Genomic DNA, 22,825 nt, shown 5'->3' on the forward strand with positions numbered 1-22,825 from the left:
GCCACCACTGACATCGCAGGGCGCAGATCACCGCGTCGGAAGTGGCCCCCCTGGCGGGTGGAGGGTCGCCGTGCCCGTGACGTGTACGCCGGTCTCGTCGCCCGCGCGGAGGGTGAGCGGCCCGGCTGCCCGGACGGTGATGGGTGTGCTCAGGGCGTCGGCGGCCAGGAGGATCAGGGCGTCGTGGCCGTGGTAGCGGATCTCTGTCACGCGGGCGCGGGTGACGGAGGGGCCGGAGGGCTCGGAGGGGCCGGAGGCGGGGACGAGCCGGAGTTGTTCCGGGCGCAGGACGACCGTGCCTGTCCGGGTGCCGTCCGCCGTGGTTTCGGTCAGCGGGATCCGGCCGAGGGCGGTGACCGCGTGGCCGGCGTCGACGGTGGCGGGCAGCAGGACGGCCTCGCCGACGAAGGAGGCCACCCAGGGGTCCGCGGGCCGGGCGTACAGCTCCTGGGGGGTGCCGGTCTGTACGACCTTGCCGTCGCGGATGACGGCGACCCGGTCGGCGGACGACAGGGCCTCCTCCTGGTCGTGGGTGACCAGGAGGGCGGTGGTGCCGGCGGTCCGGAGCGCGCCGCGGACGTCGGAGCGCAGAGCGGCGCGCAGGGCGCTGTCGAGGGCGTTGAAGGGTTCGTCGAGCAGGATCAGCGCGGGGCGGGGCGCCAGCGCGCGGGCGAGGGCGACCCGCTGTTGCTGGCCGCCGGAGAGTTCGTGCGGCATCCGGTGTCCGTAGCCGCCGAGGCCGACGAGTTCCAGCATCTCGGCGGCGCGCGCCCGCCGTTCGGCCCGGCCGGTGCCCCGCAGTCCGAAGGCCACGTTGCGGGTGACGTCCATGTGCGGGAAGAGCGCGCCCTCCTGGGCGACGATGCCGACGCCGCGGCGTTCCGGCGGTACCTGGACGCCGGGGCCGCTGACCGTGCGCCCGCCGAGGACGATCTCGCCCGCGTCGGGCGTGAGGAACCCCGCGATGACCCGCAGGAGGGTGGTCTTCCCGCAGCCGGACGGGCCGAGCAGGGCGGCCAGTTCACCGTCGGGGACGGTGAGGTCGAGGCCGTCGAGGACCGGGCCGCCCGACCCGTACGACGTGGTCACCGACGTCACGCGCAGTCCGGTCATGAGCGCCTTCCGAGGAGGTAGGAGGGGATGGCGGCGAGCAGCACGATGGACGCCGCGTAGGGGGCGGCTCCCGCGAAGGCGCCCGCTCCGGTCTCGGTCCACAGCCGGGTGGCGAGGGTGTCGGTGCCGGTGGGGCGGAGCAGCAGGGTCGCCGGGAGTTCCTTCATGATGACGACGAAGGTCAGTGCGGCACCGGCGCCGATCCCGGGCGCCGCGAGCGGCACCGTGATCTCGCGCAGCACCTGGAGCGGGGAGCGGCCCAGGGAGCGGGCCACGTCCTCCAGGACGGGCGGCGACTGGAGGACGGCCGCGCGGGCGGAGGCGACGGCGACGGGGAGGAAGAGGACGACGTACGCGGCGATCAGGAGCGGGAGTTCCTGGTAGAGCGGGTAGGCGTAGCGGACCGAGAAGAACACCAGGGCCAGGCCCACCGTGATGCCGGGCACCGCGTGGCCCGCGTACACGGACTGTTCGAGCAGGCGGGCGAGGCGGCCGCGGTGGCGGGCGGAGAGCACGCCGACGGGCAGCGCCAGCAGCGTGGTGACGGCGGCTCCGGCGGCGGCGACGGTGACCGTGGCCACGAGCGCGGACCACCAGCGCTCGGGGTCCCAGCCGGAGTTACCGACGGTCAGCCAGTAGCCGAGGGTGCCCAGCGGGAAGGCCACGGCCGCGGCGGCGACGGCGGCGCACCAGGCGAGCGCGGGCGCCGTCCAGCGGCCCAGGGCGAGCGCGAGGGGCGGCCGGGCGCTGCCGCGTCCGGTACGGGAGTGTCCGGCCCGGCCCCGGGTGCGGTTCTCGGCCAGGACCAGCAGGACGGTCATCGCGACCAGGACACAGCCGAGGACGGCGGCCGGGGTCCGGTCGAAACTGGCCTGGTACGAGGAGTGGATCGCCCGGGTGAATGTGTCGTACCGGGTGATGGACACCGAGCCGAAGTCGGAGAGCACGTACAGCGCGACCAGGATCGCGCCACCGGCCGCGGCGGGCCGCAGTTGGGGCAGTGTCACCCGCAGGAAGGTCTCCCAGGGGCCGCTGCCCAGGGAGCGGGCGGTCTCCTCCTGCGCCGGGTCGATGCCGCGCAGGGCGGCGGCGACGGGCAGGAAGACGTACGGGAAGCAGGCGAAGGTGAGGGTGATCGCCGCGCCCGGCAGACCGGCGAGGGAGGGCGCGGCGGACATCCAGGTGAAGGCGGCCACGTAGCTGGGGACGGCCAGGGGCAGGGTGGCGAGCACGGCCCAGACCCGGCGGCCGGGCAGGGTGGTGCGGACCGTCAGCCAGGCCAGGGAGATGCCCAGGAGCAGTGAGGCGGCGACGACGATCGCGGTCAGTGCGAGGCTGCGGCCGAGGAGTTCGAGGGTGCGCCGTTCGGCGACGATGTCCCAGGCGTGACCCCAGCCGTGCTCCATGGCGCGCACGCCGAGATAGCCGAGCGGCAGCAGGGCGAGGAGCGCCGCCGCCGTGGCGGGGAGCAGCAGGACGAGCGGGGGCCGACGGCGGCCGGCCGCCGTGTGGAACGCGGCGGCCGGGGTGCGCGCGGACAGCTTGGGGCGCGTGGTCATGGTGGTGGGGCGGGTGACCGTGGGGCGGGTCAGACCAGTCCGGCTTCCTTGAGCATCTCCAGGGTCTGCTGGAGGGATTCCAGCTTGCCGAGGTCGACCTCGGGGGCCTTGAGGGTGGCGAGCGCGGGCAGGTCCGGCACGGTGCTGGTGACGCCGGAGGCCAGCGGGTACTCGAAGGTCTCGGTGGCGAAGTAGGTCTGGGCCTCGTCGGAGAGGAGGAAGTCGACGGCCTTCTCGGCGGCGTCGCCCTGGCCGCCGTTCTTGAGGACACCGACACCGGCCGCGTTGATCAGCGCGCCGGGGTCGCCGCCCGGCAGGAAGTGGATCTTGGCGTTGACCTTGTCGGCGCCGACCTCGGCGACCTTCTCGTACCAGTAGTAGTGGTTGATCAGGCCGAGGGAGACCTCGCCCGTGTCGACCGCGTCCAGCACGGCGCCGTTCTTCGGGTACTGCTTGGCGCCGTTGGCCTTGAGGTCCTTCAGCCACTTCAGGGTGGACTCGTCGCCCTCCAGGACGCGCATGCCGGTGACGAACGCCTGGAAGGAGGCGTTGGTGGGCGCGTAGCCGACCTTGCCCTTCCACTCGGGCTTCACCAGGTCGTGGACGCTGTCCGGGGCCTTGGGGGCCTGCTCGGGGTGGTAGGCGATGACCCGGGAGCGGCCGGAGACGCCGATCCAGTCGTCCTCGCCGCCCCGGAACGCGGCGTCGACCTTGTCCAGCGACTTCTCGGGGAGCTTGGCGAGCATCCCGGCCTGGGAGAGCGCGCCGAGGGCGCCCGCGTCCTGGGAGAAGAACAGGCCGGCCTTGGTTCTGTCGCCCTCCTCCAGGATCTGCGCGGCCAGCTCGGCGCTGTCGCCGTAGCGGACCTCCACCTCGGTGCCGGTGGCCTTCTCCAGCTGCGCCAGGATCGGGGAGATCAGCTCTTCGTTGCGGCCGGAGTAGATGACCAGTTCGTCGGCGCTCTCCGTCGCGGCGTCCTCGCCGTCCTTGCCGCTCGTGGCATCCGTGCTGCCGCAGGCGGCGAGAACGGGAAGGAGCAGGGCGGATATGGCGAAAGCAGCCGTGCCGCGGCGAACGAGCGGGCGACGCATGTGGGCCTCCTGTGACAACCCGCTCCGCAGGCTGTGACCGGCCTGTGGAGCGCGGGAGTGAATCCGGGAAACCCTATAGATACGGTCAGGCTTACCTAACTGTCAATTTTTGGCCAAGATTACTGAAAATCGACTCCCCTTCGCCCGAGGCTTCCCCGGGCACGCCGATGACGCTCCTGCGCGTGCCCTTCACTTCCACAAGGCCGATACTGCCGACAGCGGCACCCACCGAAGACCCGCCCGACCACCGGAACCACTCAGCCCGTCCGTGACCGTTCCCAGGAGGTACCCATGAGGATGCTCATCAACATCTCGCAGTTTGGCGCGGCCGCAGGTCACGACCATTCTTGGAGGTCCATGGTCAGCAAACTCTCAGCATGACTCAGGAGACATGTACTTGGCGACCCAACTCGTCCGCGGGATGGGCAGTTTCTTCAAGAGCTGCACCTGCGCCCGCCAGAACCGTTGCGCACACCCCTATTCCATTCGCTACCGCGATGCATCAGGCCGCCAGCGGGAGGAGACCGGCTACACGACACAGCAGACGGCACTCGACCGACTGACCAAAGTTTACGAGGAGAAACGGAGCACCCCGCGCGCACAGGCCGAACTGAAGCGTGAAACCGGGCAACAGCGGTTCGGCAACTACGCGTCAGCCTGGCTGGCCCGGCAACGGCACTACGCTCCAGGCAGTGTGCGCTCGGTCACACAAGTACTGAACAGTCAGATCCTGCCAGTGGTCGAGTCACGGCGGATCAACACGTTCACGGCGACGGTCGTCGATGACTTCATCATGTCGATGGAGGAACGTTCCGTCGGGTTGGCAGCTCAGCAGAACGCATACGACACCTTGAAAAAGATCCTCCTCGACGCGCGCCGTCGCGGCGGCATTACCGAGGACCCGTTCGAGGGAGTCATTCCGCCAGAGTACGTTCCTCGCCGGATCACCATCCCGACACTAGCTGAGATACACGCCCTCAAGGCCGCTAGCAGCGACGGACTCCGGCTTATCATCGACCTGATGGCGGGCTGCGGTCTCCGTAACGGGGAGGCGTACGCTGCGAATCTGGAGCGGATGGTCGCGGATGACGTGTACCGCGTTGCCGAACAGATCGAAGGCAAGACACGGAAGCGGGCTCCGCTCAAGCACCGCAAGTTCGGGGCATTCCGCGAAACCCCGATGCCGCTGGCTGTGCGAGAGTCTCTGCTCGGCTACGCGAACGCACACGGCACCGACACGGATGGATACCTCCTGCGAACCCAGCGCTCTGCCTACTGGGCGCATACAACGCTCGACTACCAGTGGGGTACAGCCAGGAAGCGAGCCGGCATCACCAGAAGGCTCACCGCGTACTCCTTGCGCCACTTCTTCGCCTCGAACTGCCTAGCCAAGGGCATACCCATCACAGACGTCGCGGAATGGATGGGCCATAGGGACATCAACATGACCTTCAAGATCTACCGGCATCTCATGCCAGCCTCTATCGGTCGCGCGGCCAAGCTCTTGAACGAGGGACTGTAACGCGAAAGGGGGGCGGGTGGAGCCCCGCCCCCCTTCAGAGGGTCTTCTGCTGCTGTACCCACCTGTCCAGTTCAGTGGTGCTGAACCTGAGATTCCCCCCGAAATAGTAGCGCGGTATCCCATGCCGCCCGGACTCTCGGTACATCCAGCGCCGACTCACGGCAAGGTAGGCGGCCGCCTCGCCGACCGTCAGATACCGGCCCGCCCCATCATTTCCGGCCTCCTGAGCCGAGCCTGCACGCTTCAAGCCGGTACCACCCCGCATTCAGCCCGTGCTGCGACTGGATTTCGCAGATCCATAGTTGAGCTGGATCGCCGCCCTTGCCGGACAAGCTTCTCCGCATGCGCCTCCGATACTTTGAGCGCCCTGGCCAACAGCAGAGCGGGCGTCCGGATCTGGACGGCCCGACGGATCAACTCCTGCCTCTCCGACGTGGAAAGGTGCACGTCTCTACCGTCCAGCGCTGCCGACACCCTGGCGGGGTCGCATCGCTGTTCGAAGTCTGCTCGGGCAGCCACGAGCTCGGTCTCGGTCAGACCACCGCGTATCCCCGAAGAGTCACCACTCTCCAAAGCGGCTTCGAGGCATGTTTCCCTAACTGCACATGACGAGCAGATAACTTTGGCAAGACGGATCCGCTGCTCATCGCCGCGCTCTGGGAAGAAGAGATCAAGGTCTCTGGCTGCCTCAACGGCCGTGCTGCATGCCGCCTTCTCTTGCCAGGACTGATTACCTCTGGATCGCGGAACGAGTGATCCTTCACGCATCACGGGCGCTTCCTGTTCGATACTTGTGCTGAGTCGGTTGCCGTCAGCAGACGGAGGTACAACCATCCGGACGATCGCCGATTTCTCTAACCGGCGATCGTCGGCTACGTTTCGCCGCTCTCGGCGCGCCAACGTCGCGCTCAAACTCTGATGCTGTCCGCTGATCCAGATCGTGCTTGAGTCCCGCCCTCGGCCTTCACTGGTGTGTAGCGGAGCAAAGCACACCTCAGCAAAGCGTAGGGCGTTCCTTCAGACGGCGGCCAGTGGATACTCCCCGTAGGTGGCCGTTGATCTAGCGGTGGTTTGTTGGCGGCAGGTCAGGCCAGCGGTAGGTCGGTAGCAGAGGAATGTCACCTCGGCGCCTGGGGCTGTGATGACCCGTCGTTTGCCGTGTCGGCCCGCTCCGGGCCCGCTGGAAGCCTACGCCGCGTGTTTCAATGACCTCGTCTCCGCGCTGGCGCAGCGGCGCGGGTTGCGGGAGTACCTCGCGGGGCTGCTGCTGCCACGGGACCATGACCAGACGCTGACCTGTCTGGCCGGCGCAGAGCCGGTGGCTGGCGCCCAGCACCGGTCGGTGCAGCGGCTGCAGTTCTTCCTGTCCGAGTCGACATGGGACCACGAGAAGGTCAACGCCCACCGGGTCGAGATGCTCCTGGCCGATCCGGCAATCGCGCCGCACCCGGACGGCGGATTTCGGGGCACAGCGCGCAGCCCCTGGGTACCTGGTGCCCTTGTGAGAGTGGAAACAGCACGACGTCCGCGAGGTGGATCAGCAGTTGCTTCGACGTGGTGGACAAGCATGTGCTGTCGACGACAAGCGGGCGGATGCTGTCTGAGCGGGTCATCACCGCCTCCGTGATCAGAGTGTGCGGTGTTTCAGAGGGCTGGGACGGCGCCCTCAGATCCGTCGCGGGCTGTGCGGCGGCCCGCGGTCACCGGGCCCTGTCAACGGCCCGGTCCGGGCCCGTCACGGGCGGCCCGGTGAGTTGGCCACAGGCTCGGGCTTCACTCCAGGTGACGTTCGTCGGTGGTCGCCCACCACACGCCGAGCGCGAAGGACTCGCCGGGGGGAATCCCGAGGGCTTCGTAGACAGCGGCAAGGCGCTTGCCCACGGTGCGCGTGGCGACTCCCAGCGTCTCGGCGATCCGGGCGTGGGACTTCCCCTCTGCCCAGAGCCTCAGCACGGCCCGGGTTTTCGCGGTCGTGACCGGCCGGACCGGCTGGGCGGGCTCGTGTCCCGGGGGGTAGGCCCCGGGCTGGGTGTCCCCGCCACGCGTAGCAGGGATCTGCGTGTGGAGTTCGGTGGGCCACAGGGTCCGCTGGAGCGCGGCCTCCAAGAGGAGCAGGGTGCGGAAGTCGGGCAGGCCTTCGCCTCGGAGGATCCGGCCGATGGACGTGTGGCTGAGACCGCTGCGTGTGGCGAGCCCGCGGTCGGTGAGTCCTTCTTCGGTGAGCGCGGCGTGGAGGTTGCGGGAGATTCCGAGGGCGATGCGGGCGCTGAGGGGGGCATCGTCGGTGAGAGGTCCGAGCGGCCAGGGCTCGGGGTCGGCCCGGTAGTCCGCGGGCTGCTCGTTGGGGGCCTCGCGCACGTCCCGTCCCGGCGTTGTCAGCAGATGCATCGTCAGACCTCGGATTCTCTCGGGTGAGGGAGCGGGACCGGCCCCCGCCTCGCCGTTGGTATTGTTCTCGACCGGAACACTGTAGTTACTGTCCACGCAGTGCCGTGTCGGCCTTCGCCCGGGACCCTTTCCTTTCGACCTGTCTTGTGGAGGCTGCGGCTATGACGTCGGCGACGATGTACGCGGGGATCGACTGGTCGGATGCGTGGCTGGACTGCGCCGTCATCCGGCGGGACGGAACCCGGCTCAGCCACACGCGGATCGTCTACGCCGAGACCCAGGATCCGGTCGGCGACTACCTCGACTTCCTCCGGACCAACAACCGCACCCGGTGGCGGTGGATACCGACCGCGATCGAGAGCCCCCATCTGCTGGTCGTCGACGAACTCCTTGAACTCGGAATGACGGTCATGCATGTGGACCCGACCATCGCCGCCCGCGCGCGCAAAGCGGCGAGCATCGGCGGACAGGAGCAGAAGAGCGACCGCGAGGACGCCTTCCTGCTCGCGGGCATGATCCGCCAGCGCCGCTTCGAGCCTCTGGTCCGCTCGACTCCGCAGGTCCGCGCACTCAGAGTCCTGACCCAGGCCCAGGACAGCGCGGCACAGACCCGGGCCAGGACGCTGCTGAGACTGCGGGCCGTCCTGAAGGACTACCACCCGGCGGCGGTGTCCGCCTGGCCGTCCGCAGGGGTGCGCCACCCCCAGGCCCGGGCCGTCCTAGCGATCGCGCCGACCCCGACCGCGGCAACCCTGCTCAGCCGCGACGAGATCGCCGCAGCGCTGCGCCGGGCCGGGCGGACGCGCACGGTCGACGACGAAGCGCGCCGGCTGCGGATCCACTTCCGGCGGCCCGCGCTGCGCACCCACCCCGCCATCGAGGAGGCGCGGGGGGTGCAGATGCTCGCGGTCCTGGACGAGGCCAACAGCGCCTGCATCCGCGCCGAACGCCTCGCCGAGCAGGCGGCCGAGGCGTTCCGGCGCCACCCGCACTACCCGTACATCGTCAGCTTCCCCGGCATCGGAGACCTGCTCGGGGCCCGGATCCTGGGTGAAATCGGCGACGTCGCGGGCCGGTTCACGGCGCGGGGGCTGTGCGCGTACGCGGGCATGACGCCTGTGACCTGGTCCTCGGGGACGGTGACCCGGACCTCGATGCGTCGCGCAGTCAACGAGAACCTCCGCCAGGCCCTGACCCACGCGGCGTTCACGTCCCTCAGCCACTCCCCGGGGGCCAACGCCTACTACCGCACACGCCGCGACCGGCGAGGCGCGCACTTCACCAGCCTGCGGGCGGTCGGCGCCCGGATCGCCCGCGCCCTGCACCACTGCATCGAGCACCGGGTCGTGTACGACGAGGCCAGAGCCTGGACCCCGGGACCCCGCCCGCACCCGCTCTGACCGGCAGTGCCCCTGACGGAGAGGCGGAGGCGCCGGCCGGATCCGTATCCGGCCAGTCCCCCCGCCCCTCGGCCAGGGGCGGGAACAGGACGGACGGCACGGGTACGCCCTCTACATCTCCCGGGCCACGAGCCCCACCGCGGGAATCGGCGCCCCGTGCCGTCCGTCCCACCCAGCCCACAGCCCAACCAACCCACCCGAGGATGGAACTACCTATTTATGGTTGCGTTTTCAACCAGAGCGAGAGCGGACGAGCTCCAGTTGGTCCCAGAGGCGTCTGTCGGACGGCGCTGAAGATTTCAGTACCGCAAGATTCATTTCAGTAGAGATTTCAGTGCCGCATGAAAGATTTCAGTTGATCGCTGAGAGTTACTGGTTCGCTAGATTGCCTGCTGGTCTAGGTCTCGATGTCTGCTGCAACAACTCCACCCGTGCACTGTGTGCATGGAGAACATGATCATCCTGCCGGGGCACCGAAGGCCGCCGATCGACCGGACCGGTGCGCGCACAGCATCGGTTGAGCTGGAGCATGTGAGGTTCTACCAGTCCGAGAAGGACAGTCTGGAGAAGCAGTTGGAGACCAACATGGCTGGGATCAGTCGGGTCCCGGGCTTCGAGCGCTTCCTGGAGCCCCCCGCCCTGGCGGAGATTCTGCGTAGCTGCGCGGCGGGCCCGGTGGTGGTCCCGCTGCTGCAGGAGGGCGGTTCCATGGCGCTGATCGTGACGGCGTCGGGCGTGCGTCTCCTCCCGCTGCCGGACCTGACGCTCAAGACGCTGCGGCAGCTGGGCCGCGACATTCTCGGCGGGGCCAAGGCAGCGCTGGACGCTGAGCTGCCGACGACGCGGCGGATGCTGGGCGAGTACGCGATATCGGCGGGGCTGCGCTGCTGTGGGACGTGGTGGTGGGGCCGGTACTGGAGGAGGTGGAGCTGCCCCGACCCTGCGGGCGCTGGCCAGCGCCCGCCCATGGCAGCCGGCTCCGGACACCAGGCCCCTGGTGGTCGCCCTGCCGCGGACCCCAGGGAGCACGGTCGCGCTGCCGGCGGCCGACCTGGAAGCGGCGTTGCTGACGACGCTCTTCCCCGGCTGCCGGCTCCTGCGCGGGCCGGCCGCGAGCCGCGGGAACGTCACGGCGGCGCTGCCGGACCACGAAATGGTGCACCTGGCCTGCCACACGGGCCAGGACCGGGACCAGGGCTACGAGTCCCACCTCCTGCTCCACGACGGCAGACTCCACCAGCCCGACCTCCCGCTGACCGGTACCCGCCGCGGCGGGCTGGCGTTCCTGTCGGCCTGCGGCACCGCGCTGAGCCGACTGGACCTTCCCGACGAGTCGCTGAGCCTCCTCAGCGGCTTCCACGCGGCCGGCTTCAGCCAGCTGATCGGTAGCCTCTGGCCGGTCGATGACCACGCCGCCACGCGCATTGCGGAGGCCTTCTACACCAACCTCCTGCCCCCGGCCCGGATGACCGCGGCGGCGGCACTGCACGCCGCCGCCCGTACCCACCGCGACCGTGAACCGGACCGCCCGTCGCGGTGGGCGGCCTACCTGCACGTGGGGCCGTGAGCCGCCGCGCCCCGCCAGATCCGGCATGCCGCACACGTCTCCGCGTCCGGCGCCGACCCGCCTCCCCTGGGGGCAGTTCGAAGTTCGGATCCTTTGAGGCCCGGCGTTGTGCCGGGTGGGGGCGGAAGTTGTACTGGGTGCATGTGATGCGATAAGGCAAGTCGGCTTTTCGAGGGGTGCCTGGGACGCGACGGCCGTGATCGAGAACCGGACGCGTCCACCGGTCCCCGTCCTCGCCGGTTCCGGCGTCGACGGCGGGATTCTACGGCTGCTGGGGAGCCTCACGGGCACGGGTACATCGTCGGTCAGCGGGGCTCCGGGGCCACGAACGCAGCTTGCCTGTTGTGCAGTTGGCCGTCGCGATTCCATCACGGCAGCGTGCCGGGCACCGCGAGCCAGGGGGTCGCATCAGGGTGCGAGGGGGAACCGGGCGGTAGGTGCCTGGAGGGCGGGCCTTGCCACAGTCGTTAACAGTATTGGGCTTTTTTACGATTCCATCCCCAAGCCCGAGCGAATCATGCACTATGAGCGCCGAAAGCCTCACTCTCCGTTCACAATGTCGAGGAGCGACAGTGGTCCAGCAGTTGACGTCTGCCGGGGAACCGGGCGAGGGGGACAATCCCCGGGCCGGCCGCGGGGTGCGGTATCTGCGCGATGAGACCGCACCGTCCGCGCAGCGGATGGTGCTGGGCAATGCGTTGCGCAGGCAGCGCACCAGCCTCGGCCTGAAGCAGGAAGATGTCGCCCCTCACCTGAAATCCTCTTCGTCGAAGGTCAGCCGTATCGAGAACGGGCACCACCTGTTCAAGCAGGATGACATGCTGCGGTTCTTCTCGATGTACGGCATCAGCGATCCGGTGGAGCAGGAGCAGCTTCTGTCGCTGGCGGCGAGTGCCAACGAGCCGACGTGGTGGCAGTCGTGGTCGTGGGTCGCGCCGAAGTTTCTCCAGGCTGTGGTGAGTTTCGAGGACATGGCGGAGCGGATCAGGTCCTACGAGCCGCTGCAGTTGCACGGGTTGGTGCAGACCCGGGAGTACTCGCGGGCTGTGATCAACCGGGGCGGACGCACCGGGGAGGAGCGTGATGCTCTCGCGGAGCTGCGTGAGGAGCGCAAGGCCCGGTTCGCCGCCGGTCCGGAGCACAAGAGGATGATCTTCATCATCGACGAGGTCACCCTGCTGCGGCCCGTCGGGGACGCAGCGCTCATGCGCGGGCAGCTGGAGCATCTGCTGGATCTGTCGGCCGATCCGCGATACCAGTTCCGGGTCGCTGAACTGGGGCGCTACAACCTGCCGGTCGATCTGGGGTCGACGACGATCTACGACTTCGCCGGGATCCTTCCCACCATCGTGTACGCGGAAGGGTTCGACGGAGGGCTAATCGTCCAGGACGAGCGGGCGGTCGACCAGAGGCTGCGGGCTTTCGACGCCCTGCTGGTCGCCTCCCTGGCGCCCGCCCAGTCGGCCCGCAGGATCCGTGATCTGCTGTCGCACAACTACCGCCGCTGAACGCGGAGGCTGTCTGCGTCGTCAGGGCCTGCGGGCCACGCCGGCGTAGAGGGACGACTGGGTGTCGCTCACCACGCCGGGGCCGCTGCCGGGTTCGGGCCGCCAGCGATGTGCGACGACCACGCGCGGTGAGATGAGTTCCAGTCCTTCGAAGAACCGCTCGACCTCGGCCTTGGTGCGCACCTGGGCGGGGGTTCCGCTCCGTGTGTAGGTGTCGACGATCGTCTGCCAGGCTCCGGGCGCGAAGTCGCCGGTGGCGTGGGACAGGCTCAGATAGGAGCCCGGAGCGAGCGCGTCGAGGAAGCGGCGCACGATGCGGTAGGGCTCCTTGTCTCCGGGGACGAAGTGCAGGAGCGCGTGCAGACTGAGCGCGACCGGCTGTGCGAAGTCGATGATCTCCTCGTTCTTCACCGCGTTGATGACGTCCTGCGGCCGGGTGGCGTCCCCGTGCACGTAGCAGGTCCGGCCATCGGCACTGCCGTGGAGGAGTTCGTCGGCGTAGACGAGCACGATGGGGTCGTTGTCGACGTAGGCCACCCGGCACTCGGGGGCGACGGCCTGGGCCACTTCGTGGAGATTGGGTGAGGTGGGGATGCCGGTTCCCACATCGATGAACTGGCGCACTCCCAGGTGGGCGAGCGTGCGCACCGCGCGGTGCATGAAGGCCCGGTTGACGCGGGCCGTGGTCCCCACCGCCGGGAAGGCGCGGATGACGGTCTCGGCGGCGTCGCGGTCCACGGCGTAGTTGGTCTTCCCGCCGAGGTAGTAGTCGTACATCCGCGCGCTGTGCGGCCGGTCCTGTCCTAACTCTGTTTCCTTGCCCAGGTCTGGATCGGACTGTTCTCCCATGTGGCCTCCCCGGCGCCTCATGACCCTCCGCCCACGTCAGGGGGCGGAATGCACTTGCATTGTGCTCATGCTTACTGGCTGGTCACCCTGGATGTCCACCATTGAACGACCCTGTTCGGCTAGGTGCGCGTCCGGGTCCGGTCCTGCTCGCGGAATCACAGATTCCGATCTTCGGGCGGGGCCGGCGGCCGTCCGGACAGGTTCCGTTGCACATGCAGACACCTCCGGGCGGCCCCGGCCCCGCCGGACGATCACACCTGCCCGCGTGCCACAGCAGTGACGAAGGCGGCCGTCAATGCCATCGACACCATGATCACGGGGCCGTCCGCCGTCTTCGAGTCACGGAACCAGACCTGCCCGGACGCCTCCGCCACTTCCACGCACGCCCCTTGGGGATTGCTGTGCGAACTCTTCCGCCAGCTGATGCCGGCTCGGCCGCCGCGGGCCGCGAGAGTGCTTTCCCTGCACGTCGTCTTCTCCACCGGATGGCCTCCTGCGGTGAACGAATACCCCGTCGCCCGAATGCAATTGCATTCGGGCCCGACATCAGCAGGATCACCGCCCTCCGGCGAGGTATGCGCGCTTCCGGCAACAATGTCTTGTTCCAACCGCTGGTCCCGGTGCAAATGCGCCGCCGCGCCGGGCGCACTTTCACACTGTCGGACTGCCCCGCGAGCGCGCCCCGGACAGCCTCGCCAGAACCGAACACTGTGGGGTGCGGTGCGGCGGCAGTCCTCAGAGCCGCAGCGCCTTGATCAGCATCAACGAAGAGTGGGCGGCAGACGCACCCGCTGCCGCCCACTCGAACACCATGCGCGGCTCATCACAGCAGCAGAGCGGCACGGCAGGTGATGTCACGGCGCGAGCGCGAGGAAGAACACGGCGGAGCGCCGGACGGCTGGCTACGTTCCGCTTAGCGTCGTTCGCGCTCGGCCACGAGGCCGGGCGGCACCAGGCCCCGGCAGCAGCGATGTGGAAGTCCTCCGCCGGGGCCTGTGTCCACGACTCCGTCCGGAGACCGCAATGAGCCCATCCCCCTGGCGACGACGCCGTAAACCGCGCCCCACCCAGCCCTGTCCGGCGCACACGCACCGCCTGTGCGAGCCGTGCCTCAGCGAGTACCTGCAACTCGCCCTCGAAGCCGCCGGCCAACTGGCATTCCCCCACGAGCACTGGCTGACCACCGCGGGATCCCTTCTCGTCCTGTGCCTGGCCCGCTACCACGCCAGAAGCTGCACGACAGGCCAGCACCACTGATCAACGCGGGGCGCCGCCCGGCGCGGCGCCCCACCGCCCGATCGCCCCTTCCCCACCACACCCAGGGCTCCCTACGCATGCGCCGAACGCCACGCCCCTCACTTGCCGAGGCAACCCACATCGGCCTGGTCATGCAACAGATATGGCACCACAGCAGACTGACCGCCGAAGCACTCATCCACCAGACCGGAGCGGACCCGGCGTACCTCACCGCCGTCCTGAACGGGACCCACTTCCCCGGCCGACGCTTCACCGTTCGATACGCCCGCGCGTGCGGCGCGGACCAGCACATCCTGCTGAAGGTGTGGGAGGACGAGCGCCAGCGCCACTCCCACCCGCAGCAAGAAGCACGGCCACCACCCGCCGTCCCGGGTCCGGCACAGCCAGGGTGAAGCCCACCGGGCGGAACCGGCCGGCAGGTTGACGATCACCGGCGGCGCGGCGTTCGCGGAGCAAGGGGCGGAGCGCCGCCGGCCGCGGAGGTGCGCATCGTCCGTACGTTGCGCGAGCAGTTGGTGGCGGCGGACCGGTGAGGACGTCGACGACGACCTGCATGGCGTCGGCCTGGGCTCTGATAGCGGCCAGTTGGTTCTCCCCGCCCGTGGCCACTTCAGCTCCCCGTTGTGGCCACTTCAATTCCCCGTTGGCGGCCACTTCCTCTACAGAGCGTGATGCGCCCGCGATAGCACCGGTGGGCGCCTCGTTCATGACGGCCGCCCGCCGGACTCCCAGTTGTGCACCTCGATGTCGGCGTACAGGTCGTGGGTGAGGATGGCGCGTGCGGTGGCCGGGTCCGGGGCCCGGAGCAACGCCGCCGTGCCCAGCCAGAGAGTCCCGTCGTCGGACAGCAGCGGTCCGTAGGCAATCAGCTCCTTCGGCTCGGGCGGCAGCGCGAGGTCGGCGGCCTCTCCTGTGCCGAGGCCGAGCACCAGGTATCGGTTGCCTCCGGTCCGGCCGCCGGGGAAGTCCCACATGGTGCGCCCCAGGGCGTTGTGCCACCGTCGCACGAGTACGTCCCGGTAGGCGCCGGCCTGGTAGTTCGGCTCGTCGAAGGCGAACGCGCGGGCGGCAGCGGGATCGGGCAGGTCGAGGATGTGCACGCTGCCGGTGAGGGTCTCGCCGTCGTCAGCGAAGGTCGGCCCTCGGGCGATCATCTCCTTCGCGAATCCGTCCATGTAGGACAAGTGCGCATCGTTCAGTTCGTAGCGCAGCGACAGTGAGCCAGTGCGGTCGCGGTGGTAGCAGAGGAACTCCATGGCCGCAGTGTTCCCTTGAACAGGCGCCGATGGCGAGGGGGTTCCACTGCGATGACCGCACGGCGGACTCGCGCGAGTCGTCGAAGACCGCCCAGGGTTTCGACTACTGAGTGTGGCAATCCAGTGGGGAATCACGCTGGCCGTACGCGGGGATTTTCCATTGGCCGCCGACAGGCATCGACGTCGAGCTCGTCGAACGCAACCCGCAGTTCAAGGGGTTCGTTCCGCAGCCAGAGCGGTGGAGGGCCGAACAGACCTACGGGATCCTGATACTGCACCGCCGCCTGCTCCGCGACTACGAGCACCGCCCCTCCTCCTCCGCCTCCCGCGTCTGCTGGGCGATGCCCCATGTCATACCCCGACGCCTCACCGGCCCGACCGCCCCCACCTGGCGCGAGAAGCAGGCGGCGGCAGCGTGAACATCCAGCCTCAGCTCGACGCCCTGGGCCTCCAGGAAGACGCCGCCCGGGCCATGGCCGACGACCTCGGCGCACAGATCAACGGCCTGCAGACCCGGTTGCGGGAGGCCGAGATCCACCTCGAACACCTCGCGATCACCCGGAAACCCATCACCGGCCCTGCCGGCCGGCTCCCGGTCCAGACCTCCTCGCCCGACCTGCCCGAGACCCGGGACCACTCCCGCATCCTCGCCGTCTTCGACGAGGCCACCAGCGCGCTGAGGGCCCGCGACGTCTGCCAAGCCCTCGACCACGAACTGCTGCCGAAGAACATCGAAGGCACGCGCGTCAAGCTGAAGCGCCTGGTCAAGCTCGACATTCTTGCCGAGAGCGACACCGGCAGCTTCGCCAGGAAGCAGTAACCGACCGAGTATCGCGATCAGAAGCCCTGCTGGGCACCGCTCGATGGCGATCGATAGCGGGCCAGGATCTGGTGTGCGTACTGATCGTCCGTGCCGAGGTCGTGGACCGCTCGATGGGCCTCTCGGGGCCGACTCGTCTCACGCAGCAGCCGAACAAGGACATACAGGGCATCACGGTCACCGGCTTCGGCGCGGTTGCGCAGGGCCGCCTCCATCCCCCGCTCGCGAAGCGCCCTGTTGAGTCTCCGACGCGCGTGAACATCCCTGAGAGAGCGCTCTGCGAGTTCCGAGAGCCGCTCCGCACGGGCAAGCAAATCCATGTGCCACAGATGGCTGTCGTGCCTGGACGGATCGGTCGAGTAACACTCGGCATGGGCGCTCACCAACGCGATGGCCGCGTCCCAATCTCGGCGCTGTTCCGCGGCCTGGGCCTCCTCGAACCACTCCACAGGACGAGTATCGCGCAGCACTGCCCCGTAGAGCGTCGTGGGAGTGGTCGCCGACAACCGAAGAATGTCCGCAAGGATCAAGCCCCCACCGCTGCCAACCAAACACTCTCAGAATGACCTCTGAGAGCCCGTTGGCAGCCGTGCGTCCACACCCACGACCGCCCCTGAACCTCAGCCGCACAAAGCGAGACGGTCGTGATCACGTTGACGACCGTCTCGCCGCTGCTCAGAAACACGTGACGTCGGTGCTCCACCGAAGCGGCAGGTGGAACGACCGGCGCCATGGTGAGGGTGCGCGGCTGAGGGGCCGGATCACGCCGAGTGGAGCGAATCTCTGTGCCGCTTCTTTGCCCCTCGGCATGCTGGTGGTGTGCCCGGACCGGCCGGGAACGGTGTTCATCCACGCTGCGACGGGGGCAGAAGCGATGATCGAAACAGTGTTCACCACCGAGGACCTGCCGGTGGCCGACCGGGTCGACGCGTGGCGGGAGAAGTTGTCCCGGACACACGCGCCCGTGGACCTGGTCTGCCGTCCCGGCTCCGACTTCCGTGCGCAGCAGCGCGTCCTCCATCTGGGGAGCGCGCTCGTGTGGCCCGCGGTCATGTCGCCTCTCGCCATCAGGCGGACACCGCGACTCATCCGCGGCTCCGACCCGGAGACGGTTCACCTCTCGCTGATCACCAAGGGCACCATGGGTTTCCGTATGGGCGGCCCGGACGCCCTGTACGGCCCCTACGAGCTGCGCACCAACGACTCCTCCCGCCCTTTCGAGATCTTCGTGGGCCCTCAGGGGGACGTCGTGGAGGCTGTGAGTGTCGAGGTGCCCCGGGCCTGCCTGCCCCTGTCCTCGGACGATCTCGACCAGGTGATCGGTCACCGGATGACAGGACGAAAAGGTGTCGGAAGGCTGCTGACGGCCTTCCTCACCACCCTGGTGGACAAGCCGTGTTCGTACACCGCTGCCGACGCGCCCCGGCTGGAGACAGTCCTGTTCGGCCTGCTCACCGCCGTGTTCGCGCACGAGCTCGATGCCGTGCACTCCCTGCCCGCCGAATCCCGGAGACGGACCCTGACGCTGGCTATCGCGGCGTTCATCCGCAACCACCTGCACGACCCGGACCTGACGCCCGCCGCCATCGCCGCCGCGCACCACATCTCGACCAGCCATCTCCACCAGCTGTTCCAGGACCGCGACAGCACCGTATCCGGCTGGATCCGCCACCTGCGTCTGGAGCGCGCCCGCGAACAGCTCGCCGACCCGGCCCAAAGCGGCATCCCGGTGCATCTCGTCGCAGTACGCGCGGGCTTCGGGCACCATCCGGTCTTCACGCGCGCGTTCCGCTCGGCCTACGGCATGTCGCCCCGCGACTACCGCCGCCGCGCCCTGCTCCAGGCGACCGGCGACGGACCCGCAGCCGCAGCCGACTGAGCGTGGACGGATCGTCAAACAACCGTGGACCCGGCGTCAACATATCCGCGTCCGCACCCCAGAAGATGACACCAGCCGCCTGACACCGGGCGGAACTGCGACGCTGCAGTAGGTAGCCGATTTACTTCCTTCAAGGGGGGCATATGAAGATGAACAAGGTTACCCGCGCGTTGATCACCGTTGGTGGCGCGGCAGGTCTGGTGTTCACGATGCAGGGCTCTGCATGGGCTGCGCAGACCGTGTCGATACCTGGTGCCGGGTACGGCCAGTGGCAGGCGGATCCGGACGGCTCGATACCGGGTGACTCGATCAGGGCTTGCGACGACGTCGCAGATGGGTTCGGAATCCAGGTGCAGCTCGACATTGGCCGGGATTGGGATATAGATCGACTCGCCACGACGGAGGGGCATGATTCGCCGTATTGCTCTGCATGGAAGTCGGGCAATATTACCGAAGGAACCCCGGTTACCATCTGGGTCTACAAGGTCAAGGGCGGCGAAATCTATGGCGAGCCTTACTACATGAACAGTACCGCCTGATCCGTGTTGAAGGCGGGCGCCGCCCATGTGCCCGTCGAGGTCGGCTATCCGGCCGAACTTTGCCTATGCGTACAAACTCCCGCGCTTTCTGCCCGTACGGGACAACAGCTTCTGCTGGCCGCGACGGCGCCTGGATCGTGCTGTGGTCCGCAGCGCAGGAAACTGCGGACGGCGGCCGACGTACCGTACTGCGGGCGGCCGTTCCTCTCGGGCCCGGCGCAGCGCCAGGGCATGGATGGTTTCGGACTCGCGTCGGTCTTCCGCGCAAATCCGGCTGCGCCGGTGGCGCGCGGTGGCTCCCTTGGCCTTCACCGGGCCCGGAACCCAGAGACAAGGTCCAGCTCCTGAATGCTGACGCCCAGCATCGCCTCGGCACGGGCGCAGTTTTGTAGAGCAACCATCCCACCATCGCTGCCTGGCAGCACCCGGCCTACCCATATATGCCTGGACCGGAAGTTGTCGTCCCGATAGAGAAGGGGAACTCATGGCACACCGTCGTCCTCGTGCGGTGCTGACAGGCATAGGCTGCCTGCTCGCGCTGCTGACCCTGCCCCCCGCGCACGCCCGCGAGACACCGGAACCGTCCACCGATGCCGCGGCGATGACCGCGCTGGCAGCCGAGCTCGGCGACGGCCGCTCCGGGGGCGTTTACCACGCCAACGGCCGCCTGGTCGTCGCGGTGACCGACGCGGCGGCCGCAGAGACCGTCCGAAATGCCGGGGGGACAGCGGAACTGGTCGCGCACAGCATGAAGGACCTCAAGGCCATCCATGCCGAGTTGGACCAGCTGGGCTGGATCGGCAACACCTCCTGGGGCGCCGACCCCAGCACCAACCAGGTGTCCGTTGAGCTCTACGACGGTGTCTCGGCCGCCGACCGGGCCCGCATCGAAGCGGTCGCCGCGGCGCACCCCGGTACCGTGCGCATCGACCGGCTCTCCGGCACCCTACGGGAGGCCGAGACCGCGCTGCGCGGCGGCATGATGATCAATAACGGCTCGAGCGGCCACTGCAGCGCCGGGTTCAACGTGCAGGGCAACACCGGGAACAAGTACCTGCTCACTGCCGGACACTGTGTCAGAAGCGGGGGCAGCAACTGGTACGTGGGCGAGGGAAGCACCTACATCGGCACAGTGATCGACTGGAACGACAGGCCCGGCGACTGGGCGGTCATCGACTACCGCAACGCCGACGTCACCCCGTACGGGACAATCCGGTTCAGGGACGGCACGATCTCGCAGATCGACAGTTCCCGTTACCCCAGAGACGGGGAGACCGTCAGACGTACCGGCGCGACCAGCGAGGACATGTCGGGCACGGTGCTGCAGGTGGACACGACGGTCAACTTCGAGGGTGGCATCACGCGCGAACACATGATCGAGACGACGCTCTGCTCGGAGGGCGGTGACAGCGGAGGCCCGCTCTTCATCGGGACCACCGCACTCGGTATCACGTCCGGCTCCCTCGACGACAAAGAGCCCTGCAGCGACTCGGTCGTCAGCAGGAGCTACTACTACCCGGTCCAGAGGCTGCTCGACGCGAAGAGCATGTCCGTCTACTGATGGGCCGACGGGACCCGCACCGAGGCGTTCGGTGCGGGTCCCGGTGCGCGACCCTGCCGCTCGTGCCTCAGCCGTGGGCTTCGAACAGCACGTTGGGGCTTGCGGCCAGCCGCTTCTCACCCAGCGGGTCGCGGGTACCGTCCTGCTCGGCGATCCAGTGGGCTTCGTAGCCGAGACGGCTGAACTCCCGGACGGGCGCGTCCGACAGAGCGCCCAGGAGCCCGCCGCCGCTCTCAAACCCGCCGTCCTGGGAACCGATCTGGAAGCGGCTCCGCCTGCCTGCTCGACCTGGCACTGCGCACCTACCCGGCCGTCAGGTCGCGGAGGAGCTGGCGTCCATCGACTGCCCTAGCGGCGGCGGCCGGCTGATCGCGGGCTCGCCGATCGGCTCGGCAAGGGACACCTCCGGCACTGGGACGCGGTCGCGACCCGGTGCTCACCCCCCGGTGGCCCTGCGGAGGAATTCGTCCCGGGTGGCGACCGCGGCCCTGGACAGAGCGGTGTCAGGGGCGAGTCCGTCGAATCCGTGGAAGCCGCCACCCCACATATGGAGGTCCACGCTCACACCGGATTCCGACAGCCGCCCGGCGTAGCCGAGGACCTCGTCGCGGAAACTCTCCACGGAGCCGGTGTCGAGGTAGGTGCGGGGCAGGCCGGAGAGATCCTCCGCGCGGGCGGGGGCTGCGTAGGGTGACACGTCGGGTCCCCCGCGGCGCTCGCCGAGGAGGGCCGTCCAGCCGTAGAGGTTGTCGTTGCGGTCCCAGTTGCCCTCGCCGTCCAGCATCCGGCTGCTGTGGGTGCCGAGGCGGTCGTCGAGCATGGGACAGATCAGCACCTGGTGGCTGAGCCGGGGGAAGCCGCGGTCTCGGGCGAGCAGGGCGATCCCGGCCGCGAGGCCCCCGCCGGCACTCGTGCCGATCACGATCAGCCGGTCGGGATCGATCCCGAGTCCGGCCGCGTTGCGCGCCGTCCAGACGAGTCCGGCGTAACAGTCCTCGACCGGTGCGGGGTCGGGGTGCTCCGGGGCCAGCCGGTACTCGACCGAGATCAGGACGGCCCTGCCCTCGGCGACCAGGGGCAGGAAGCCGGCCGCTCCCAGCCGACGGTCCCCGATCACCATTCCGCCGCCGTGCATGTGATAGAGCGCGGCTACGGGCTCGTGGGCGGCGGTGGGGCGGAGGATCAGCAGGGTGATGTCGGGTGCGCCCTCAGGACCGGGCACCTGGCGCTCCTCGACCGACACCCGGCCATCGGCCGTCAGGTCGGCCGCGCCCGCGGCGGTGAACCCGGCTGTCGCCGCCCGCCGCAGCGAGGGCAGCACCTCGTCGCTCAGGCTGGGCAGGAGAGCGGGCAGCGCCTCGACCACCGGGGTCAGCTCCGGGTCGAACGGCGGTCGGCGGGTGACCTTTCCCAGCGGTGTGCGGCCGGTCTCATCGGTCTCCAGGGTCATGGCCACTCCTCGGAACGTGTTCGGGCCGGTCGGTCTCTGCTTTCGGTGGGCGGACCTGGTCGGGGGCGGGCGTCGGCGCGCCCGTCCCCGCCGGGCTCAGAAACTGGTCAGCGCGCGCAGGCGGTCCGCACGGGAGCGTCGCACGACGTCGGCCTGGGCGCTCATGTGGTCGAAGCCGTGGGGGCAGCCGGGGTGGACATGGAGTTCCACGGACGTTCCGACGGCCAGCAGGCGCCGGGCGTACTCCAGGGACTCGTCCCGGAAGATGTCCAGTTCCCCCACCTCGATGTAGGCCGGGGGAAGGCCGGCCAGGTCACGGGCGCGGGCGGGCGCCGCGTACATGGGCACATCGGCGCCGCCCACGGCGTCCCCGAGCAGGGCGTGCCAGCCGGTGTAGTTGTCGTCGTAGGTCCAGGAGGCGAACGGCGCGAGCACCGGGTCGGGCTCGGTGGTGCGGTCGTCGAGCATGGGGTAGACGAGGATCTGCCGGGCGACGGGCACTTTCCACTCACGGGCCATGAGGGCGGCTCCGGCCGCCAGACCGCCACCGGCGCTCTCGCCGAACAGGGCGATACGGGCGCGGTCGACGCCGAGTTCCTCGGCGCGTCCGACGAGCCAGCCGAGTGCCGCGTAGGTGTCCTCCACCGGGGTCGGGTGGGGGTGTTCGGGGGCGAGGCGGTAGTCGACGGCCAGCAGGGGTACGCCGCTGTCGGCGGCGTAGGCGGCGATCACCGGGTCGTGCAGGTCGACCGAGCCGGCGATCATGCCGCCGCCATGGACGTAGACGGCGGCCGGTCCCGGCCGGTCCGCGGCCGGTCCGGGCGGGGTGTACCAGCGGGCGAGAACCTTGGCTCCGTCGTAGGAGACGAACTCGTGGTCGGTGCGGACGACTTCGGGGTGCCGGGGCAGCACGCCGCCGAGCGCGGTCCACGCGCGCTCGGAGTTGGTGCGTCGCGCCTTCCAGTCATCGCGCGGTGCCGGCTCGGGGCGGGCGGAGCCGGCGGCGGCCATCGCGGCCCGCACCGCTTCCATGAGCTGGGCGTCCAGGGCGAACATATGAGGGTCC

At 69.1% G+C, this 22,825-nt stretch carries 23 protein-coding genes and 1 pseudogene; 11 read left to right on the top strand and 13 right to left on the bottom strand.

Going from position 1 to position 22,825, the window contains the following annotated elements:
- Nucleotides 1-27: 27 nt before the first annotated feature.
- The 3 genes from ACFRFC_RS21080 to ACFRFC_RS21090 are packed head-to-tail and all read right to left on the bottom strand — an operon-like array spanning nt 28 to nt 3,763.
- Nucleotides 28-1,113: an ABC transporter ATP-binding protein gene (locus ACFRFC_RS21080; RefSeq protein WP_382678886.1), complete on the bottom strand. Its 1,086-nt coding sequence runs from the start codon at nt 1,111-1,113 to the stop codon at nt 28-30.
- The gene (locus tag ACFRFC_RS21085; RefSeq protein WP_382678883.1) at nt 1,110-2,672 is read right to left on the bottom strand and encodes an ABC transporter permease; all 1,563 of its coding nucleotides are present in this window, start codon (nt 2,670-2,672) and stop codon (nt 1,110-1,112) included. Before ACFRFC_RS21085 ends, ACFRFC_RS21080 begins: the two co-directional genes overlap by 4 nt.
- Before the next feature lie 29 nt (nt 2,673-2,701).
- A complete protein-coding gene (locus ACFRFC_RS21090; protein ID WP_382678880.1) occupies nt 2,702-3,763 on the bottom strand; it encodes an iron ABC transporter substrate-binding protein in 1,062 nt (353 codons plus the stop codon).
- Nucleotides 3,764-4,160: 397 nt separating this feature from the next.
- Here ACFRFC_RS21090 and ACFRFC_RS21095 point away from each other — a divergent pair, with 397 nt between their 5' ends.
- The gene (locus ACFRFC_RS21095) at nt 4,161-5,285 is read left to right on the top strand and encodes a tyrosine-type recombinase/integrase (protein WP_383112643.1); all 1,125 of its coding nucleotides are present in this window, start codon (nt 4,161-4,163) and stop codon (nt 5,283-5,285) included.
- Nucleotides 5,286-5,319: 34 nt separating this feature from the next.
- On the opposite strand, the gene ACFRFC_RS21100 is transcribed toward ACFRFC_RS21095, so the two are convergent.
- The 3 genes from ACFRFC_RS21100 to ACFRFC_RS21110 form a co-directional block, all read right to left on the bottom strand.
- Nucleotides 5,320-5,550, bottom strand: a complete 231-nt coding sequence (locus ACFRFC_RS21100) for a helix-turn-helix domain-containing protein (RefSeq protein ID WP_382678874.1) — start codon at nt 5,548-5,550, stop codon at nt 5,320-5,322.
- On the bottom strand, nt 5,529-6,119 hold the full coding sequence (locus ACFRFC_RS21105) for a WhiB family transcriptional regulator (protein ID WP_383112649.1): 591 nt from the start codon (nt 6,117-6,119) through the stop codon (nt 5,529-5,531). Before ACFRFC_RS21105 ends, ACFRFC_RS21100 begins: the two co-directional genes overlap by 22 nt.
- A gap of 939 nt (nt 6,120-7,058) precedes the next feature.
- Nucleotides 7,059-7,673: a helix-turn-helix domain-containing protein gene (locus ACFRFC_RS21110; protein WP_382678871.1), complete on the bottom strand. Its 615-nt coding sequence runs from the start codon at nt 7,671-7,673 to the stop codon at nt 7,059-7,061.
- A gap of 161 nt (nt 7,674-7,834) precedes the next feature.
- Here ACFRFC_RS21110 and ACFRFC_RS21115 point away from each other — a divergent pair, with 161 nt between their 5' ends.
- From ACFRFC_RS21115 to ACFRFC_RS21125, 3 genes are all read left to right on the top strand, one after another.
- Nucleotides 7,835-9,073, top strand: a complete 1,239-nt coding sequence (locus tag ACFRFC_RS21115) for an IS110 family transposase (RefSeq protein ID WP_382678868.1) — start codon at nt 7,835-7,837, stop codon at nt 9,071-9,073.
- A gap of 889 nt (nt 9,074-9,962) precedes the next feature.
- Nucleotides 9,963-10,640 carry a CHAT domain-containing protein gene (locus ACFRFC_RS21120; RefSeq protein WP_382678865.1) on the top strand — a complete coding sequence of 226 codons (678 nt, stop codon included), beginning with the start codon at nt 9,963-9,965 and terminating at the stop codon, nt 10,638-10,640.
- Nucleotides 10,641-11,212: 572 nt separating this feature from the next.
- Nucleotides 11,213-12,148, top strand: a complete 936-nt coding sequence (locus ACFRFC_RS21125) for a helix-turn-helix domain-containing protein (protein WP_382678862.1) — start codon at nt 11,213-11,215, stop codon at nt 12,146-12,148.
- A 21-nt stretch (nt 12,149-12,169) separates the two neighbouring features.
- On the opposite strand, the gene ACFRFC_RS21130 is transcribed toward ACFRFC_RS21125, so the two are convergent.
- Together ACFRFC_RS21130 and ACFRFC_RS21135 are read right to left on the bottom strand one after the other, a co-directional pair.
- Entirely contained in the window at nt 12,170-12,997 is an 828-nt protein-coding gene (locus tag ACFRFC_RS21130; protein WP_382678859.1) for an SAM-dependent methyltransferase, read from the bottom strand.
- Nucleotides 12,998-13,248: 251 nt separating this feature from the next.
- Nucleotides 13,249-13,479: a DUF397 domain-containing protein gene (locus ACFRFC_RS21135; protein WP_382678856.1), complete on the bottom strand. Its 231-nt coding sequence runs from the start codon at nt 13,477-13,479 to the stop codon at nt 13,249-13,251.
- A 541-nt stretch (nt 13,480-14,020) separates the two neighbouring features.
- Between ACFRFC_RS21135 and ACFRFC_RS21140 the strand changes: the two genes are divergently transcribed.
- Complete coding sequence (locus tag ACFRFC_RS21140) at nt 14,021-14,254, top strand: hypothetical protein (RefSeq protein WP_382678853.1); 234 nt, start codon at nt 14,021-14,023, stop codon at nt 14,252-14,254.
- A gap of 131 nt (nt 14,255-14,385) precedes the next feature.
- On the top strand, nt 14,386-14,646 hold the full coding sequence (locus tag ACFRFC_RS21145) for a helix-turn-helix domain-containing protein (RefSeq protein ID WP_382678850.1): 261 nt from the start codon (nt 14,386-14,388) through the stop codon (nt 14,644-14,646).
- A 312-nt stretch (nt 14,647-14,958) separates the two neighbouring features.
- On the opposite strand, the gene ACFRFC_RS21150 is transcribed toward ACFRFC_RS21145, so the two are convergent.
- A complete protein-coding gene (locus ACFRFC_RS21150) occupies nt 14,959-15,510 on the bottom strand; it encodes a YciI family protein (RefSeq protein ID WP_382678847.1) in 552 nt (183 codons plus the stop codon).
- Nucleotides 15,511-15,677: 167 nt separating this feature from the next.
- Between ACFRFC_RS21150 and ACFRFC_RS21155 the strand changes: the two are divergent.
- Together ACFRFC_RS21155 and ACFRFC_RS21160 are read left to right on the top strand one after the other, a co-directional pair.
- A pseudogene (locus ACFRFC_RS21155) lies at nt 15,678-15,929 on the top strand (IS5/IS1182 family transposase); the annotation flags it as partial.
- A complete protein-coding gene (locus tag ACFRFC_RS21160) occupies nt 15,926-16,330 on the top strand; it encodes a hypothetical protein (RefSeq protein ID WP_382678845.1) in 405 nt (134 codons plus the stop codon). The pseudogene ACFRFC_RS21155 and the gene ACFRFC_RS21160, both read left to right, overlap by 4 nt.
- 17 nt (nt 16,331-16,347) lie before the next feature.
- On the opposite strand, the gene ACFRFC_RS21165 is transcribed toward ACFRFC_RS21160, so the two are convergent.
- Nucleotides 16,348-16,860: a hypothetical protein gene (locus ACFRFC_RS21165; protein ID WP_382678842.1), complete on the bottom strand. Its 513-nt coding sequence runs from the start codon at nt 16,858-16,860 to the stop codon at nt 16,348-16,350.
- Nucleotides 16,861-17,204: 344 nt separating this feature from the next.
- On the opposite strand from ACFRFC_RS21165, the gene ACFRFC_RS21170 reads away from it, so the two are divergent.
- The 3 genes from ACFRFC_RS21170 to ACFRFC_RS21180 all read left to right on the top strand — a co-directional run bounded on the left by ACFRFC_RS21170 (nt 17,205) and on the right by ACFRFC_RS21180 (nt 20,309).
- Nucleotides 17,205-18,209 (top strand): helix-turn-helix domain-containing protein, encoded by a 1,005-nt coding sequence (locus tag ACFRFC_RS21170; protein ID WP_382678839.1) that lies wholly within the window; start codon nt 17,205-17,207, stop codon nt 18,207-18,209.
- A 143-nt stretch (nt 18,210-18,352) separates the two neighbouring features.
- Nucleotides 18,353-18,748, top strand: coding sequence for a hypothetical protein (locus ACFRFC_RS21175; RefSeq protein WP_382678836.1), 396 nt, complete (start codon nt 18,353-18,355; stop codon nt 18,746-18,748).
- Between the two features lie 484 nt (nt 18,749-19,232).
- A complete protein-coding gene (locus ACFRFC_RS21180) occupies nt 19,233-20,309 on the top strand; it encodes a S1 family peptidase (RefSeq protein WP_382678833.1) in 1,077 nt (358 codons plus the stop codon).
- Between the two features lie 67 nt (nt 20,310-20,376).
- Here ACFRFC_RS21180 and ACFRFC_RS21185 read toward each other — a convergent pair whose 3' ends face one another.
- The 3 genes from ACFRFC_RS21185 to ACFRFC_RS21195 all read right to left on the bottom strand — a co-directional run bounded on the left by ACFRFC_RS21185 (nt 20,377) and on the right by ACFRFC_RS21195 (nt 22,815).
- Nucleotides 20,377-20,604, bottom strand: a complete 228-nt coding sequence (locus ACFRFC_RS21185) for a hypothetical protein (RefSeq protein ID WP_382678831.1) — start codon at nt 20,602-20,604, stop codon at nt 20,377-20,379.
- A gap of 141 nt (nt 20,605-20,745) precedes the next feature.
- A complete protein-coding gene (locus ACFRFC_RS21190; RefSeq protein ID WP_382678828.1) occupies nt 20,746-21,759 on the bottom strand; it encodes an alpha/beta hydrolase in 1,014 nt (337 codons plus the stop codon).
- Between the two features lie 96 nt (nt 21,760-21,855).
- On the bottom strand, nt 21,856-22,815 hold the full coding sequence (locus ACFRFC_RS21195) for an alpha/beta hydrolase (RefSeq protein WP_382678825.1): 960 nt from the start codon (nt 22,813-22,815) through the stop codon (nt 21,856-21,858).
- Nucleotides 22,816-22,825 lie beyond the last annotated feature (10 nt).

This window comes from Streptomyces sp. NPDC056734, assembly GCF_042790455.1.
Lineage (GTDB): Bacteria > Actinomycetota > Actinomycetes > Streptomycetales > Streptomycetaceae > Streptomyces.